The sequence below is a fragment of the Mesorhizobium sp. WSM4828 genome (genome assembly GCF_055811175.1).
This window is the reverse complement of record NZ_JBVVQK010000015.1, coordinates 117503-133327: the sequence shown is the minus strand read 5'-3', so window position 1 is coordinate 133327 and position 15825 is coordinate 117503. Positions and strand designations below refer to the sequence as shown.

The window sequence follows — 15825 nt, the reverse complement described above, 5'->3', positions numbered from 1 at the left end:
AAAGACGTCTCAGGGCAGAGGGACTTAACGTGACAACACCCGATCACCAACTATGTCGCCGAGGAAGCAGCGGGCATGATCTTGCCGTGCCCGACGCTAAATCGCCCATGGCTTGCGCCACTGGTATGACCTGCGGCAGGACGGCCGGCGCGTTCGCGGCACTATTACGATCTCCATTGCACCCTGCAGTCGTTGACAGCAACCCTTCTCCTTGGATCCCCGACTATTTTGAGGACACTAAGGGGGGAGACACAATAACGGCCTGATCCACGCCCGCGACGTCATTTACGATTTCAAGGTCACTCAACGGATAAGAGCAACAAGCGAGGATATAGCCAGCCGCCTTGTCGCGCCGGCTGATGCCGCCGCGGTCGCGCATATCGACTTGGCCGCTTATGAGACGGACGCGGCAGGTGCCGCAACAACCTTCACCACAGCCGGTCGGAATACGCAGCCCGCTCGCGGCTGCGGCGGCAACGATCGACTGTCCTGGCTTGGCGGGAAAATTCTTGCCCCGGAAGCTGATCATCAGAGCTTCGCCGGAGGCAACCGGCGTTGATGCAGGTTCTGACCTCTTGTCGACAGGCGTGGAAACAGACAGAATTTCTACAGGACGAAGAGCGGGCATGGCAATCTGTCGCCGACGCGAGGCAGCGTCGCGCTCTGCGCCGCCAAAGGTCTCAGTGATGAACCCGTCTTCTACGCCGCCTTCTGCAAGATAGATCGCGCGCGTCGCCTTCATCACAGGCTCGGGGCCGCAGCAGAACGCGACGCGACGCGCCATGTCAGGCACGATTCCCCGCAGCAGCGGCCGGCTGATTCGGCCCGACAATCCCGTCCATTTTCCATCCGGCCGAGACAAGCAGAGATGAACAGAGAGGTTGGGCATTGCCTCCGCCATAGCACCGATCTCGTCGGCGAATATCTCGTCGGCGCGTGAGCGCGCCAGCTGCACAACTGCAATATCGAGCGTCTCTGCGCGCACCCGAAGCCAGCGCAGCATCGACATTATCGGTGTCATACCGCTGCCCGCGCCCACCAGCAACAGCGGCGCCTTAGGCGCATGCACAACACTGAAATGTCCAAATGGGCCACGTGCAGCCAGCATATCGCCGATACGCAGGTTTTTCTTCATCCAGAGCGTCGCCTGCGCCTGCCCACCGGTCTTGATGGTCAGTTCGATGCGGTTACCGCCCGTGCCGCCTGACGCGATTGTGAAGCTGCGCTGGAATAGATTGCTTCCTGAAGGCAGATTAAGTAACAGGAACTGACCCGGATGATGTCGGAATATCTGCCCATCTTGGCGGGTAGCTTCAAAGACGTACGTTGTGACGTTAGCAGTTTCCGCGCGCCGATCAATAAGCACAATACGCAGTTCGTCCGGTTCGAAAACGGGCACGCCGGGCTTCGGAAAGGCCCGCGCCGCAAAGCTCGCGTGTTGCGCCATAGATGGTTTACTCCGCCGCGATCAGATCGTGCTGCGGCCCGTCGAACTGGTTAGATAGCTGTTGGCGGTACCACTTGATGAAGTTCAACACCATAAACTCTGCTACTTCGGAATAGCGTCCGGGCTCGTAGCCAGCGGCCTTGATGCCCTTGTGATTCTCTTCGGCGAGCACGCGATCCTGGTCGTTGGTGACCCGCCATACTTCTGAAAGCTGCTCGGGCTCGTAGTCCCACCCTTCCACCGCGTCTTCGTGCACCAGCCATAGCGTCCGCACCTCGGTGCGATCAGGCCCGAGCGGTAGAACGCGGAAAACAATGATGTGATCAGACAGGAAATGGCTCCAGTTGTTCGGAACATGGAACATGCGCACCGATCCAAGATCGGGATCTGTCACTTCGCCTAGCAGCTTACGGCAGGCGAGTTTACCATCCATCGTCATTGAAATTGCCCCTTTACGAAAGGGCAGGCGGATGCAGCGGAACTCGAGACCGCCATTGACCGGCGCATGGGGCAGGCCGAGCGCGTCCCAGTCGCGCGCCTTCTGCTGCATGATCTCGAACTCTTCGCCGAATCGCTCGTCGTCCGGCAATGCCATTTCAATCAGAGAAACCAGCAGTTCAGGATGCGCACCGCCGCAATGATAGCATTCCCGGTTATTTTCGATCACGAGCTTCCAGTTCGCTTCCTCTACGATCACCGAATCGTAGGCGATCTTGGTCCGGCGTGGCTCATGCGGCGCGATGTACGGCGAGACGGCTTTTGTGAAGGATTTGAAGTCTGGCGCCTCGTCTGCCAAGCAGATATAGACCAACCCTTCCAGCGACTGGACGTGGACCGACTTGAGTGGAAATTTGGACGGATCAAAATCCTCGCTCATATAGCGTGTGGCGAGCAGCTTGCCGTCAAGATCGTAAGTCCACTGGTGATAGGGGCAAACCAGGCGTGCCTTGTTGCCGCGATGCTCGCTGCACAGGCGTGAGCCGCGATGACGGCAGGAATTGTGGAAGGCACGCAACTCGCCCTCTTGGCTTCTGAGGACGATGACGGGTGTGGTGTCGATCTGCACGGTGACGAAATCTCCCGGATCGGGGAACTCGCATTCGGGCGCGACGAACAGCCACTCCTTGAAGAAAACCGCCTCGACATCCGCCCGATAGATATCGGGATCGCTGTAGAACTCCCGAGGTAAGGAATAGCCATCAGCACAGCGCGCCAGCGCTTCTCGGGCCTTCTGTTCATGGCCGGCGATTTGTGGATTACTCATCGGTCTACCTCGCGACGGAAAGACATCCTTCCAATTGCCGATTTCTAAGCGGATCGGTGTTTGGAAAAACGTCAGCCGATCACAACTTTGCGCAAGACTGAATGGCTCGAGGTGGTAAGGCGTTGACGATGTCGCCGTGCTCGCTGGCAAGGTCGTTGCGGCCCATGGCGTGCTCGGTCTTGACTGGCCGATCACGGGCACGATGGCGGAACGTCGGCGCATCTGGCGCTTGATGGCTGGTCGGACACGGCGTTTCTGACCAGCGGCCACAGGCGGTCCAGAGCTCGGATGTCGTTGCGTGCAATTGTTTCCACCCGCGTTTCATCAGCGACCACCGGCTTGTTGCAGGCGAGTGAGATGTGCGCAGTGCGATCGAACACGACGAGGGGCTTTCTTCCGCTTGTCAATTTGCCTGAAGCAAGGAAGCATGACAGAGGAAAAGGCAAGCACGCGCGCGCAGAACATCTCCGACAGGATTGCTTCAAGCTCCGCCAGAAGGTCAAAGTTGAGACGCGTTCGTGCACAAGACCAGTTCAATGACCGATGCGCGCCTCGATCGCCTCGATCATATCCGAGACGAAAGAACAATGGGCTTTGGCGTATGCACTGCGCCTTCGAGCTTGAGCGCGAGCAGTTCGATTTCATCGAGATCACCGACCAGAGCGAGGCCGAACTGATCGACCGCGTGCCGGTGATACCGGGCGAGATCCGCATCGGCGACCGCGCCTATCTGCAGGCCGAACGGATCGCAAAGGTCGTGGCGCAAGGCCGCGACGTTGTGGTGCGGGCGGCGTGGAAGATGTGCGATGCTCGAGGCCAGCGGCGACGCGTCGATCTCATCGGGCTATCTGAAGAGCTGCCGCGAGGAGGTCATCGAATCGCCTGTCTGGCTGGGCCTGAAGAAGGGCGATCCCCTGAAGATGCGCCTGATCGCCTTTGCGCAAATCCGTGGCCGCGGCACAAGATGCGCGGCGCTCTCTCCCCTCTGAGCGACGGGCGTCCAGTGCTGTGGCGAGCTACCCGCCAGATCGTCGCCTCTCGGATCGCAGCTATCTTTACTCAACCTCCCTTGGCAATCCTGCGCCAAAATCTTCATGCCTTGCGACATCGTTGGCGTGAGCCGCCACGAACGCGCAAATTTCAGTCCATGCCAAACCTATCTTAGCGCATATGCCGGAAGGGGCGACCCGCTGTTGCATCTCATTCTCCTTTGATCTTCTAAAATACACATCAGACCGCCCAGATGAGTCGGCAAAACAGCGCGGCTTGCCAAGCATCGTTAACCGCGGGTTATCTACCAAAACTAGGCAAGCCTTTGCGAACTGCGAACGTCATCGTTCCATCCTCCTTAGCTCCACTGTCGTAGAACATGCGGTCGCGCACAGTATTGTCCCGGTTGAACGTCAGCACACGGGGTTTGATCTCTCCAATCCGATGCTCCTCAATATATACGGAGGCACAAACGATCATCTCATCTCCGACCTGACAGGTACGAGCAGCGGCTCCGTTCAGCACACAGCAACGAGTGCCCCTTTCACCGTAAATGACATACGTGCTAATTCGCGCGCCTGAAGCCTTATTCCAGATGTCAACGAATTCCATCGGAAGAATACCCGCCTCGTCGCAATGGTCTGGGTCCAGAGTTATTGAGCCGTGGTAGTTCAGATCCGCATCAGTCACAATGATGCCATGAAGCTTGGCAGCAACGATTTTTCTCATCTACAGGTTCCTTTTCTGGACATGCATCACTGCGCGGACGGGTGACTGCAATGTCTTAGTTCAGGGCGGAGGTGTGGTCGATGTGGCGCGACAAATCGAAGAATGGCTTCAAGAAAGTCGGCAATACCGATTGAGATCGTGGCCATCATCGCCTCCAGGAGGAGGTTGGTCTATGAGTCGCAGGCATTGCCGGTCTGCAGTTGCCCTCTTCCCCCGGAGTAATATCCGTCTCTGACCCGACATGTTAACTTTCCCTCGATTGTTGCGATCATGAATTCCAGTCGGCAAGTTGCTCAGCTCGCAACCAGCGTCGCAAACCCGATGCCAATTGGGCTGATCGAGCCAGAGACAGAATTTTGTGATAGCATTCCAGCAATTTAACTTGAGCCCAAAACAGCTTCAACAGCCCGTGTCGCGGGCCAGACAAGGCGACACGAGGTGTCGGATTGTTTTAGTTGAGACATCGTACGTTGGCATCGAAGATCCGAGGCACATCATTGAAGCGTTAAACTGCGAGGATGGCTGAGGCGCTTGCCCCGGAACGGGTTGAGCACGGGGCGGCGGACCGTGGCGAGATTGCGCGCCGGATAGCCTTTTGTGGCGCGGCACTCGTGTCGGGGAAACGATACGGCTCCCCGACTGGCCGCCACCAACGACGCAAACATGTTTTTGCCGCCAAGTTCGGCCCTGCAGTCCCAGCCGGCAGGGTTTTGGAGACAACGACGACCACGAGATGCATTGTGGGATGTGGACCTGCAAAGAAAAGTATCACATGCTAGGCATCTCAGTCTTGAAGACTTCAAGCGGTGTCTGGCGCGCGTACCGACATTAGTTTTGCGAGTTAGTCCGAGCCTTGGCTCAATCTGGACTGCACCGGAATCGTGGAGCACGCCTTCGGCAAAGACCATGGCATCAGGATTTTCACGACGCTGGTCGGCATGAACGGCCAGGATCTACAACGCTTGCAAGCCATGCCCTTGGGCATATTCGTGGTCCATGTTTTCGATGATGGCATCACATGAACAGCCACCTAGTCAGAGACAAGTATCGCGACCTGGTTCGTCAACTCGTCGCCGCGTACATCCCTTCGATCCGATTCGGGTTTGGGCGAGCCCCACCCAGATGTAGCCGAAATTCCTGCCGAAGCTCTGGTTCGCGCGACCGGTGAGCAGCAGGGCTGGAAGCGTCGACCCAACATCGTTGAACCACGGCAGCCAGTCGTCGAAGCGCTGACCTGCGTGGACCGACGACGTGTCGGAATATTATTCTTCCAAACGGCGACGTTACCCTGTGCTCGTGGACTTTGAACGACGTCATGTCTTGGGCAACCTTCTATGGTTACTCCGACCTGTTTGAAAGCCAGTTTTTTGCCAAATCGTCGATCGCATGAAAGGGCGGATAGTTTCCTGCTTTGCAGGATGTGTGGAATTTGCCGATCCGAACGACCGGATGTGATCGATGCCGGCCCACGGCCCGAAAAAGGGTGCCTGCGAATGCGGATCGCCGCGGGGCGGCAAGATGCACCGCCCACGAACTCATCGTGTGTTCCCGTTACGAAAGCATGATCCCGCAGGCGCGGCAGTCGGTCTCGACCATTTCCGAGACGAGCTCGTCGAAAGTTCTCGTCGGCTAGCATTTGTCGATTCGGATCAGCGCTGATTGCCATACGTTCACGGCCACCTCGTCAACGCCTTCGCCCTCCCAGACGATCTCCTTTTCGACTCGCCTGAACGCAGCCTCGACAAAGCTGCGGACCGTATGGGTCTCGCCGGTTGCGAGCACGAAATCGTCAGGTTCATGATGTTGCAAGATACGCAATCAGCCATCGCGGAACATGCCGCCATAACCGTTGATCGCGGGGGCGCCGCCGAGATGGGCGTACAGCACCCTTGATCCGGCCGGAAAGAAGCCTTTCTGGATGAGGTCGATCATCCCTTGCATCGATTTGCCCTCGTAGACGGGATCCGTAATCATCCCCTCAAGCCGTGCACACAGGCGTATGGCCTCCTTGGTTTCATCGGACGGAATGCCATAACAGGGGCCTGCGTAGTCCTCGAGCAACACGACCACATCCTCGACAATCTCCGTTCCGAGCTCGATGAGGGCCGCTGTATATTGGGCAATGCCAAACACCTGCGCGCGGGTCTGGGCGGGGGTGGCGGAGGCGTCAATTCCGATCACATTGCGCTGTCGACCGTCCTTGGCGAACCCGACGAGCATGCCGGCCTGAGTTGAACCGGTGACCGTGCAAGCCACGATGTAGTCGAAGGCAAACCCAAGCTGTTCTTCCTGAGCGCGCACTTCCTCCGCGAACCCCACATAGCCAAGGCCGCCATTCTGGTGCGCTGATGCGCCCGCTGCTATCGGATAAGGTCTGCCGCCCCTTGCCTTGACCTCGTAGACTGCTTTTTCCCAGCTGCGGCTGATATCAATGTCAAAGCCCTCGTCGACCACACGCACTTCTGCTCCCATGAGGCGGCTCAAGAGAATGTTGCCGACCCGGTCGTAGACGACATCCTCATGTGGGACCCAGCTCTCCTGGACCAGCAGACACTTCATCCCGATCTTGGCGGCGACCGCAGCGACCATGCGTGTGTGGTTGGACTGCACGGCGCCGACAGTGACGAGCGTATCGGCATCTAACGCAATCGCGTCGGGAATGATGTATTCGAGCTTGCGCAGCTTGTTTCCGCCGAATGCGAGACCAGAGTTGCAGTCCTCGCGCTTGGCGTAGATTTCCACCTGGCCTCCCAGATGCTTGCTGAGCCGGTCGAGCTTCTCGATGGGCGTTGGTCCAAAGGTGAGCGGGTAGCGTTCAAACTTTTTCAGCATGTTTTCTCCAGCGGCACGGGATTGAGCTGCGACGCAGAGCTGTTTTTGCAAGAGGGCTATTTGACAGTGAGGTCGGCTGCGTTCGGATATTCCAACAGAGCGCCATTGTTATGTTTTGCGTCGCTTCGTTCGCCTTCGAGACGAAGCAACCCGCATGCCGTGCGCTGCGATCGACTACGCCATTGCCGGCAGATGCATTCCCCTGGCGTTAGAACGATGAGAATGCCGTCGCCTTCGACCATACGGGGCACCATGATCTCAATAATCAAACTTGAACAAAGTGATGAATCTGGGCTCTGATCTTGTTACAGCGCCTCAAGGGAGGAGCAGCGATATGCCGAGCGTTTGATTGCGCTGGGGCCCATCTTGAGTTTCATTCTTTCGGTCATCATCGTCGCGCGACTGGTACCGAACTTCCTGGGACCTATCGAAAGCAGCCCCTTGCCCGGGTTTGCCAGCGCAGCTGGATCGCCAAATCAGAAAGAGCACACTTGCGAAATAGCCCAGCTGAAGAAGTAGCGAACAGCCCAGCGTCGTGACGACTGCTAGACGGAACGAACAATGCAAGGCGAAGTAAACTGTCACAGCGTTGCCGCACAGGACCAGCCCGAGGAGCCGGCAAAATGTGATGAAGCGCAATGCCGTTCTCCTGATTTGTCTCGTCAAATCATTCACAGGCTGCGATCTGGTCGGCCGCGACATGGGTCTGGCAGTTCTTGGGGCAAACGCGGCCGCAAGCTCCGCAGCCAATGCAGCGGCCGGCATGGTCGACAACCATGATCATGCGATTGAGCTCACCATCGAAGTCGTCGTCACCGCCGTCGCAGGCGCCGAGGATTTCACCCGCGTCGTCGACGCCGTAAGATGCATGACCTCGCGCGAGCAGACCTTGAAGGAGCGGCCGCAGCCGATGCAGGTCGCGCCATCTATAGCGATCAGATATTCCGGCACCATCTGGAGCCGTCGCGCCTGATGAATGTGCTCCTCATCGCAAAGTCTTCATTTCGGCGAGCTCTCTCCTGGCACCATCCAACTCGGCATAAATGGCACGCGTTTTCTCGGCGACTTCCTGTATCTCAATCCATTTGACCGGGAGACCCTCGGCAAGGTCGCGCAAGTTCGTCTTGGCAATAGCCGCGCGCAGTTGAAGCTTTCGGACTTTCTTCGCCATCTCATCCAGGTTTGACATGATCCTTCCTCGAAAATTAGTTTCTTCACGCCCGCGCCACGTCGGGATAGGCCAATAGCTGCAGTCGCATCGCCGACCAGTTTCGCGCCGGTTCCGCGAGTTTCCGGAGAGTCTCGAAGCCGAACCGGTAGGCGCCTCGATAGACCGACGAACTCGCCCGACGGTGAAAAGCACGCGCCTGGAGCACCGGTCGGTTTCATTTCTGTTGTTGACTATGTCATCACGCCTGAGCGCTCCTCGATCGCAAGCTCCACTACGGTCTAAAACATGTCGAGCCTCCACAGGGCGTCCGGATCCGGATTGCCAACGATTGGATATTCCGGCGCAGTTCCTTGGTGATGATGAAATCGGCCAGCAGCCCTGTATCCCGATTTCCCTTAGCAGCCGTGGAAGTCCTGAGCACTGATCAGCCGCAGGAGGCATTTGACGAACGGGCGGGCAAGGGCCGCCGTCCTTTGTTGACGGCAACGCCAAGCGCTGCGTGAGAAATTCCGTTTCCTCCATTTCAGGTCTCGTGCTCAGCGGAGGATTTCTGCTTTCGGTTACGCCGACTTCGGGCCCGCTTCCGCAGCGATGTCCGGCCTGCGGGCGTGCCGCAGAAAATGGGCGAATTGAACAGGGCTCCATTCCACCTATCATCCCCGGGCTGAAGTTCGTAAGGGGTTCGCCACGCAGCCAATCGTCCACTTTGATCGGAGGAGCCAGGGACTCACTACGCAACATGTCGTTCTCCATTCCCACAGCTTTCCTGACGTTTATGCGCGAGCTGGTTCTTCTCTCAGAAATGGAACCGACCGGTTCGGAGACATCAATGTCTTGCGTGTTCTCATGCGATCCGCCCTCACTCAGTATTGCCGATCTAAACCAGCAAACGTCGTGCCAGCGCGCTTAGCCCGCAGTAAATGCATGTTCTGGCTCAAAAACCTCACAAGCCCAAGACGGCCGGTTGTTTTGAACCCGACATGTTTTCTGCCGCTGTCAGCTTTTGGACACGCATCATGCGTCAGACGCTTGAGGGCGAGAACCGCTTGGCTGTCTGCCCCGCGGTAATGTTGGCGTCGGCTCATCTAGCATCATTCGGCGCCGGCGATGCGCGGGCGATCTCCACAACGGACTCCCCGTATGCAGCGCCTTGGCTGCTGGCCTATGCCTGATCTTTTCTCCTAGAGCCGGGCCGACGAGGCCCAGCGCGTCGAGTGCCGTCGCGTGCTTCCACCAGATCCTGCGTATGCTGTTTCGCTAGACGACGGATGCAGCTTGCCGATGCACCTCCTATGTCTTCGTGACAAAGGTTGGGAAGCGTTGCAGGTTTCTGTACGCCACCGCAGTGCTCAGGATTTCGCGTCTGCTTCCGCTGCGAGGCGAAGCGGACGCCCCGTCGTCGCGACGGGTAAGCCCGACGATGCCGTTGAAAGGTGGTGGAATCTCACCCGGCCCCATGCGGAACGTGACATCGCGCAGGACACGGGGCCACGACGTAAGTCTTTCGATTCGGTGGCCTGGATCAAATGTGGCTGGGCTTATCGCTTCTGCCGATGGGGCGCCGCGTCACTGCCACCGAGGCGCGGTAGTCGAGTGCAAATGACCATGACCCGCGATGAAAGCCCGAACCGGGATCGACTGCTATGGAACAGGTTCGACCGGGGAACGCACCATGGCAACCGACCATTCCAAAGCCCCGCGCTTGCCCCAGTCGTCGACCAGAGCGGGCGTGATCTGTCGCCGAGTTCCAAGCTGTCTAGAAGCGCGGCCACCGCCGCATGTGATCCTTGCTTGCATCGTATAATTCACCACCCGATTGGCATGTCGGCGGGCATTGCGTTCGATCCGCGCGGCGTTGAGCACCGACAAGCATGCAATGCTGCACCACGGTACGGTTGTTCTGCGCTGGGTCGCCTTTTCCAGCCAGGAATCGAGCGACACCATCGGCTCACCTTCGAGCGCGACCATACTAAATCTGCGCCGTAGATGGCGGTCGTCCTTAGAAGCTCGATTGGGTCGAATAATAGCCTATCGTAATTTCGACCAGATTTGGGCGGCAATCAAAGCCGATGATGCCGAAGCTTTACTCGCTACCCAGTGGCTGCCGAAGGCCACTAACACAAACACTGGCTGGCCTTAACCAATATATCGTCGAGACCCTGGCCCGCGCCTTGGAGGATCACTCGGTCGACAGCTTTTCCAGCACCTGCCATTCGTGCGGCAAATGCCGAGCGGGCTCCACTGCGCTGATCAACTTTTTCGGAATCGCGGAATTTCCGACCTATTGCCAGCCGGTCAAGCAGGTGATGCGGTTCGGGACGCTGGGGCAGCCTAGCGCGTCCTGGATAGTGCCCGATGGCGGGACAACGCCTCTCGTCTATAGGAATGACCGGCTACTATTTTGCTGGCCGAATGCCTTTATGCCTCCCCCTCATTGAGAACAGGAATGTCTGCTCTGGCATAAAACTCCAGCATAGGTCCGAGATCAAAGGTCGTCGCGGGCGCAAGCCTCTGGACCGACCGCGGCCATCTTTCGGTTGACACGCCGCCGACGCCTCGCGCGAGTGTGCTGGCGAATCGGGGCATCAGCGGCGCGAGTGTCTGTGCCAGGATCGCAGCGGCGGTCGTCTGAAGGGCGAGCGAAGTGCGGGTGCGGGCGGGATAGAGACGTCGCGCCGCTTCATAGTCTTGCGCCTGACGGTAGAGTACGCAATCGCTCACGAAATCACAGGCCTGCGCGGCCGCGCGCCGGACCGAGAAGCCATCGTCCGAATAGGCACGTTCCATAGCCGCGCGATGGATCTCTATTCGGGCAAAGAAGGCGCGATCGGCCGGGGCCCAGTCGCCTGCGTCGGGCACACGGCCGCCAAAGTCTTGCCTGATTTCCCGGTGCAGCGCATCAAGCCAATTCAGCCAGATTCTTTGGAACACCTCGTTTTCGGTGCGGCGTAGCGCGTCCAGAGTGAAGTTCGTCCGCTCACCTTCCGGGCGTGTCAGGCCCAAATGAAGACGGACGACATCGACTGTCTTTGGGGTCAGAACCTCCTTGCCCCAGACCGCATGGCCGCGGCTGGTCGAGAACTTCTTGCCCTCGAGCAGGTAGAACTCGTTCACATGATACCGGATGCACGGCGTCCAGTGGGAGAAGACCTCAGCGTAAAGCGCCGGATAAAGTAGCGCGTGGTAGAAGGAATTATCGAAGCCGAAGAAATGGACAATTTGCCAATCATTGCTGGGCATCGCCGCATTCCAGTCGCGCCCAAGCAAGTGAGCTAGCGCCTGGATGTTGTAAAGAAATCGAAAAGCCATCTCCGGCCAAACCCAGATCACCTGCCCCGGGAGCCCTTCGGCCGGTAGGCCCCAGTCCGACGGATGGGTGATGGGCACGGAAAAGTCGCCGCGTTCGCGCAGACGCGCGAAGACGTCCATGATCCGAGCGGGGGCGCCCGACGCCCTTAAATGCCGGTCGATATTGACGTAGCACCGTTCCAGCGCAAGTTCGGGACGGCGCACGGAGCCGACGACGGGCGCCTCGGCAGAGTGCCGCGACCGGGCCGTACCCAAGTCATGGCATAGGTTCGGCGCGCCGCATTCCTCGCAGATGTTTCCGCCAGCCGAGCTGCCGCAATCTGGGCAGAGGCCGCTTACATCCGGTTCGTAAAGGTAGTCGTCCGTCACAGCATCGAAGAGCGCAGGGCTCTCGCGCAGATCTACCGCCGTGCTGCTCAGAAGACTACGAAAACACGCGGCTTGAAACTCTGCATAAGCGCTATCCCCCAACGTGGGCAGGAAGCTGTGGACCTCACAGTCGAGAAGTGCAAGCGTGGCTCTAATCTCGTCCGCGTAGTGGCGCGCCACCTTTGCGGGCGTCGATTGATCGGCATCGGCACGGATCACAACGTAGCTCTGGTAATCGTCGCTCCCAGTCAGGTGGTAAGCTTCGGCCCCTTTCATGCGCAGGAAACGCGTGTACACGTCCGCGCCAAAATAAGGGCCAGAAAGATGCCCTAGATGCAGATCGCCATTGGGCGTCGGCGGCGTGGAAAAGACGAAGATCGGTCCGCGCGGAGTCGCGGTCTGTGCAGCTGCATTGAGGGCGGCCTTGCCGTCACGCCAGTAGACATCGACGAAATTAAGGTCTTCGTCCCCATCGTTGCGCAGCACATGGGCTTCAAAAGGGTGAAACAGAATGACATCGCCAGTTTTGACCGAAATTTCCCCAAGGTCGGTCCTGACCTTGCCCGCGCCAGACAGGACCACGAAGGCCTCGATTTCGTCGTGTCGATGGGGCTCGGATGTGGCGCCCGGTGCCACCTTGCCGAAGGAAAACCCGGTGCCCGCGCTTCCCGTTCCAAGCGTGGCCATGTCGATTCCGAACGCCCGCGACAGCTCCGTTCGAGAAAACGTGGATTTGCGCATGACGAACCTCAGCCGTTGAAGCAGTGCTATCTTCGGCTGCCAACGCAACAGCCTCTGCTGCAAGTTGCGAAGAGAGGCGGCAGCCCGGAGCCGCTGGCGCCCCCGCGAGAATAATCCGGCTCCAGCCCACAGGCGGCGAAGACGGGCGGCCAGTAGGCTTTGGGCGTCAGAGAAGACCGCCCCGGCGACTACTGCATCCGACGTGCCGGAGCGTCGTAACGGGGCTGCGGCGAAACTCCAGTAGCCCACAAGTCAGAACGCCATGCTCCCCGCATTTTTGGAGCGGTCGATCAGTTTCGTGTGCATGCCACGCCTGGCTGCGTGAGTTCATCGCGATAGAAAATGCCGTTTGGCGGCTTGAGATTGTCTAGATCGGCCACTTTGCCCTCTGGCGGATTAAGGACGCGCTTAAACACATTATATTCAGCGCGGGTCGGTCCACCGGTTGAAGCACGCTGGAAGACCAAGTAGAGCGTCCGCCGCGAACGATTGCTTTTATTGGGCTGCGAGTAATGCGGTGCGTAATCGTCGAAGATGAAGATGTCGCCAGCCTTCCATACTGCGGGTTCCCAGGAGAATGTTTCGGCGATCTCAGGATCAATCACCCCACCGGCATCCATGGGAAATATCCCCTTCTTGTGGTTGCCGGCGCTGAAGAAAAGCCCCCCGTTGCCCGGGTCGGAGTCGTCGATGCCTATGGCAACGACCGCATGGACCATCCGGTCGGGGAGTCTGTGTGGAATGTGATAAATGTCCTGATGCGGGCGATAGCCGCCGCTGTCGGGATAGTGGAAAATCAGCAACTCCTTGAGCCTGCGCGAATCTTCGCCAAGCAAGTCCTCGACCGCAGACTCTATGCGCCGATCTTCTAGGAGCAAACGACGCAATCGATCATGGAAATCGAGAAAATTCTCGACCTTGGAGGTGATCTTGCGATTGTCCGTCGTCTTCTCGAACCACATGAGCCATTTATCATCGCTGACTTCCCAGTGTGATACGTCTTCAACAAAGCTGGAAATGGCTTCCAGAGCCGCGGGATCAAAGAATCTTTCGACTCTGACATATCCGTCTTTCTGCCACTTTTGTCTTTGTGCATCAGTCAACATGCGAAGGCTCCTGTTGGAAAGACTGGTTGGTCGAACATTCCGGTGGCAGTCGACGCTGGTCAGGTTGTGGGTCGACGGAACAGTACTCCACGGCATACGGGACGCTAAGTGTGTCTCGCTCTCCAGCCTCCGCTGCAGTGAAGGCGGGATCACTCTTTGGATGCCACCGCCAATGATCAGTAGTCGGCCGGTCATATCCCGCTGCCCATTTCTTCTGCGACGGTGTCGGACCACCTCTTGACAGAGGTAGGGCCGATGAAGCCGGGATGCTCGGGGTTGGCGCGCGGCGCGCGCCCCAGAAGGCTGTCGAGGATGCGACGCGCTCGCCAGGCCAGCAGGCTTAGATTCGGATCAGCCAGCCCACGCTGTCCTAGGCTCGCGTTCTGTACGAAGATGCGTCGGTCACGCGGCCCGTCCCAGCACACCGAAAAATCTTCGCGAATAGCCAATTCGTTGTCGATCTTTTCCAGCCGGTCCGCGATCGGTTCCAAGAAGCCCGGCACCGCGTTCTCGTAACCGGTGGCCAGGATGACGATGTCGGCCGTGACTTCTTCGACCTCCTCCATGCCGTGCTGCAGGGTGAGTCTGTGGCCCGCGCCGGCGTTGACGCAGCGCGAGACAGTGCAGGCCGGCCGCAGTGTGATTTCGCATCGGTTTGGCTCTAAAAACGCGTGGCGGTATAGCGCCTGATAGATCGCGCGCAGCGTGCTTTCCGAAATGCCGTCCGAAGCAAGCAGGAAACGCCGAAGGAACAGCTTGCGCCGCGCCTCGCTCATCGCCGCGAAACGATCCGAAAAACAGGGCATGAACAACTCGTTTGTGAACGGGCTGTTGTCGAGGGGCAGGTAGTTTTCGCGCTGCGAGACCCAGGTTATCGAGACAGGCCGCAGTTCTTTTGCCAGACCAAGAAGGTGCAACAACACCTCGGCTCCGGACTGTCCCCCGCCGACCACGCAGACATGCTTTTTGTGCACCTCAGGATGGATGTGCAGAAATTCAGATGAGTGGAACAGGTTGCGTCCAGTCCAGCCCTGAAACTGAGGTGGAATATGCGCCTGCTTGCCAATGCCGACCACGACGTTTCTGGCATCGAGAACCGCGTTATCGGTGCGAACCCGAAACTCGCCGTCAAAGCGGATTTCGCGCACCGTCTCGCCGCCGCGGACGAGCGGGTTCCTTTGAAAGGTCCAGTTCAGGTATTGCTCGAACTCAGCTCTGAGCACAGTCTCGAACTGTGCATTCAGGAAGTGGTACAGACGCCCGTTCTCGTGCAGGTAGTTTACGAAAGTGTAGGCTGATCGCGGATTCACCAGCGTGACCAGATCCTTGAAGTGGCTGACCTGGAGCTCCGAGGAATCGAATGCGATACCTGGATGCCAGCGGAATTCGACTTGCCGATCCAAGAACAGTGCCCCTTGCCCAATCTGCTCGTGGATCTGACACGCAAGGCTCAAATTGGACGGCCCAGCACCCACTCCAATGCAAGAGAGCTCCACTTGTCTTGCTCCTATAGGTGCTTCCCAAGTAGGCGACGTTCGCGGCGAATATCGGCCACTGCGCTTACCGGCATTCTCGACTTCGGCGCCGCTGGACTTGCCAGGGTTTGTCCCCACTTTCGTGTGGTCGGCTATGAAACCCATGGATCCCAGCATAGTGATGAGATCGACACTCATACCGGCGACTTGTGGCGCGTGGGCGGGATCGACGTATCTCCGCCCGCTTCGATGGTCGCAGCTCGGCCAGCGAGATGCTTTCTAACCTTGTTTCGTGTTTTAGTCGGGCACAGTCGCCCGCCTCCAACACGATGCTCCGACCTTTGCCCGGCTTGGGGTTCAGCGAGGGCGCGGTCTCGAAGCCGGCGACAGCA

General features: G+C 58.5%; 13 protein-coding genes and 3 pseudogenes. 2 read left to right on the top strand and 14 right to left on the bottom strand.

Annotation, left to right across the window (positions count from 1 at the left end; all coding sequences use genetic code 11):
• Positions 1–223: 223 nt before the first annotated feature.
• The 4 genes and pseudogenes from AC0L2X_RS18650 to AC0L2X_RS18635 all read right to left on the bottom strand — a co-directional run bounded on the left by AC0L2X_RS18650 (position 224) and on the right by AC0L2X_RS18635 (position 3477).
• Positions 224–1447, bottom strand: a complete 1224-nt coding sequence (locus AC0L2X_RS18650; RefSeq protein ID WP_473600233.1) for a flavin reductase family protein — start codon at positions 1445–1447, stop codon at positions 224–226.
• Positions 1448–1454: 7 nt separating this feature from the next.
• On the bottom strand, positions 1455–2711 hold the full coding sequence (locus AC0L2X_RS18645; RefSeq protein WP_473600232.1) for an aromatic ring-hydroxylating oxygenase subunit alpha: 1257 nt from the start codon (positions 2709–2711) through the stop codon (positions 1455–1457).
• Between the two features lie 115 nt (positions 2712–2826).
• Positions 2827–2972, bottom strand: a pseudogene (locus tag AC0L2X_RS18640) (IS5/IS1182 family transposase); the annotation flags it as partial.
• A gap of 304 nt (positions 2973–3276) precedes the next feature.
• A complete protein-coding gene (locus AC0L2X_RS18635; protein ID WP_473600231.1) occupies positions 3277–3477 on the bottom strand; it encodes a hypothetical protein in 201 nt (66 codons plus the stop codon).
• A 40-nt stretch (positions 3478–3517) separates the two neighbouring features.
• On the opposite strand from AC0L2X_RS18635, the gene AC0L2X_RS18630 reads away from it, so the two are divergent.
• On the top strand, positions 3518–3700 hold the full coding sequence (locus AC0L2X_RS18630) for a hypothetical protein (protein ID WP_473600230.1): 183 nt from the start codon (positions 3518–3520) through the stop codon (positions 3698–3700).
• A gap of 301 nt (positions 3701–4001) precedes the next feature.
• On the opposite strand, the gene panD is transcribed toward AC0L2X_RS18630, so the two are convergent.
• On the bottom strand, positions 4002–4430 hold the full coding sequence (gene panD, locus AC0L2X_RS18625) for an aspartate 1-decarboxylase (RefSeq protein ID WP_473600229.1): 429 nt from the start codon (positions 4428–4430) through the stop codon (positions 4002–4004).
• A gap of 881 nt (positions 4431–5311) precedes the next feature.
• Between panD and AC0L2X_RS18620 the strand changes: the two genes are divergently transcribed.
• The gene (locus AC0L2X_RS18620) at positions 5312–5452 is read left to right on the top strand and encodes a hypothetical protein (protein ID WP_473600228.1); all 141 of its coding nucleotides are present in this window, start codon (positions 5312–5314) and stop codon (positions 5450–5452) included.
• 616 nt (positions 5453–6068) lie between these two features.
• On the opposite strand, the pseudogene AC0L2X_RS18615 reads toward AC0L2X_RS18620, so the two are convergent.
• The 9 genes and pseudogenes from AC0L2X_RS18615 to AC0L2X_RS18575 form a co-directional block, all read right to left on the bottom strand.
• Positions 6069–6245 (bottom strand): annotated as a pseudogene (locus tag AC0L2X_RS18615) (GDP-mannose 4,6-dehydratase); the annotation flags it as partial.
• 3 nt (positions 6246–6248) lie between these two features.
• A complete protein-coding gene (locus AC0L2X_RS18610; protein ID WP_473600227.1) occupies positions 6249–7262 on the bottom strand; it encodes a 1-aminocyclopropane-1-carboxylate deaminase in 1014 nt (337 codons plus the stop codon).
• A 315-nt stretch (positions 7263–7577) separates the two neighbouring features.
• Positions 7578–7964: an exopolysaccharide production repressor protein gene (locus AC0L2X_RS18605; protein WP_473600226.1), complete on the bottom strand. Its 387-nt coding sequence runs from the start codon at positions 7962–7964 to the stop codon at positions 7578–7580.
• Positions 7930–8251, bottom strand: a pseudogene (gene fdxB, locus AC0L2X_RS18600) (ferredoxin III, nif-specific). The gene AC0L2X_RS18605 and the pseudogene fdxB overlap by 35 nt, the downstream one beginning before the upstream one ends.
• The gene (locus AC0L2X_RS18595) at positions 8248–8451 is read right to left on the bottom strand and encodes a CCE_0567 family metalloprotein (protein WP_473600225.1); all 204 of its coding nucleotides are present in this window, start codon (positions 8449–8451) and stop codon (positions 8248–8250) included. The pseudogene fdxB and the gene AC0L2X_RS18595 overlap by 4 nt, the downstream one beginning before the upstream one ends.
• A 1623-nt stretch (positions 8452–10074) precedes the next feature.
• Positions 10075–10401: a hypothetical protein gene (locus tag AC0L2X_RS18590; protein ID WP_473600224.1), complete on the bottom strand. Its 327-nt coding sequence runs from the start codon at positions 10399–10401 to the stop codon at positions 10075–10077.
• Between the two features lie 450 nt (positions 10402–10851).
• The gene (locus tag AC0L2X_RS18585; RefSeq protein ID WP_473600223.1) at positions 10852–12852 is read right to left on the bottom strand and encodes a class I tRNA ligase family protein; all 2001 of its coding nucleotides are present in this window, start codon (positions 12850–12852) and stop codon (positions 10852–10854) included.
• 290 nt (positions 12853–13142) lie between these two features.
• On the bottom strand, positions 13143–13958 hold the full coding sequence (locus AC0L2X_RS18580; protein WP_473600222.1) for a phytanoyl-CoA dioxygenase family protein: 816 nt from the start codon (positions 13956–13958) through the stop codon (positions 13143–13145).
• 191 nt (positions 13959–14149) lie between these two features.
• Positions 14150–15598, bottom strand: a complete 1449-nt coding sequence (locus tag AC0L2X_RS18575; RefSeq protein WP_473600251.1) for a lysine N(6)-hydroxylase/L-ornithine N(5)-oxygenase family protein — start codon at positions 15596–15598, stop codon at positions 14150–14152.
• Positions 15599–15825: the final 227 nt, after the last annotated feature.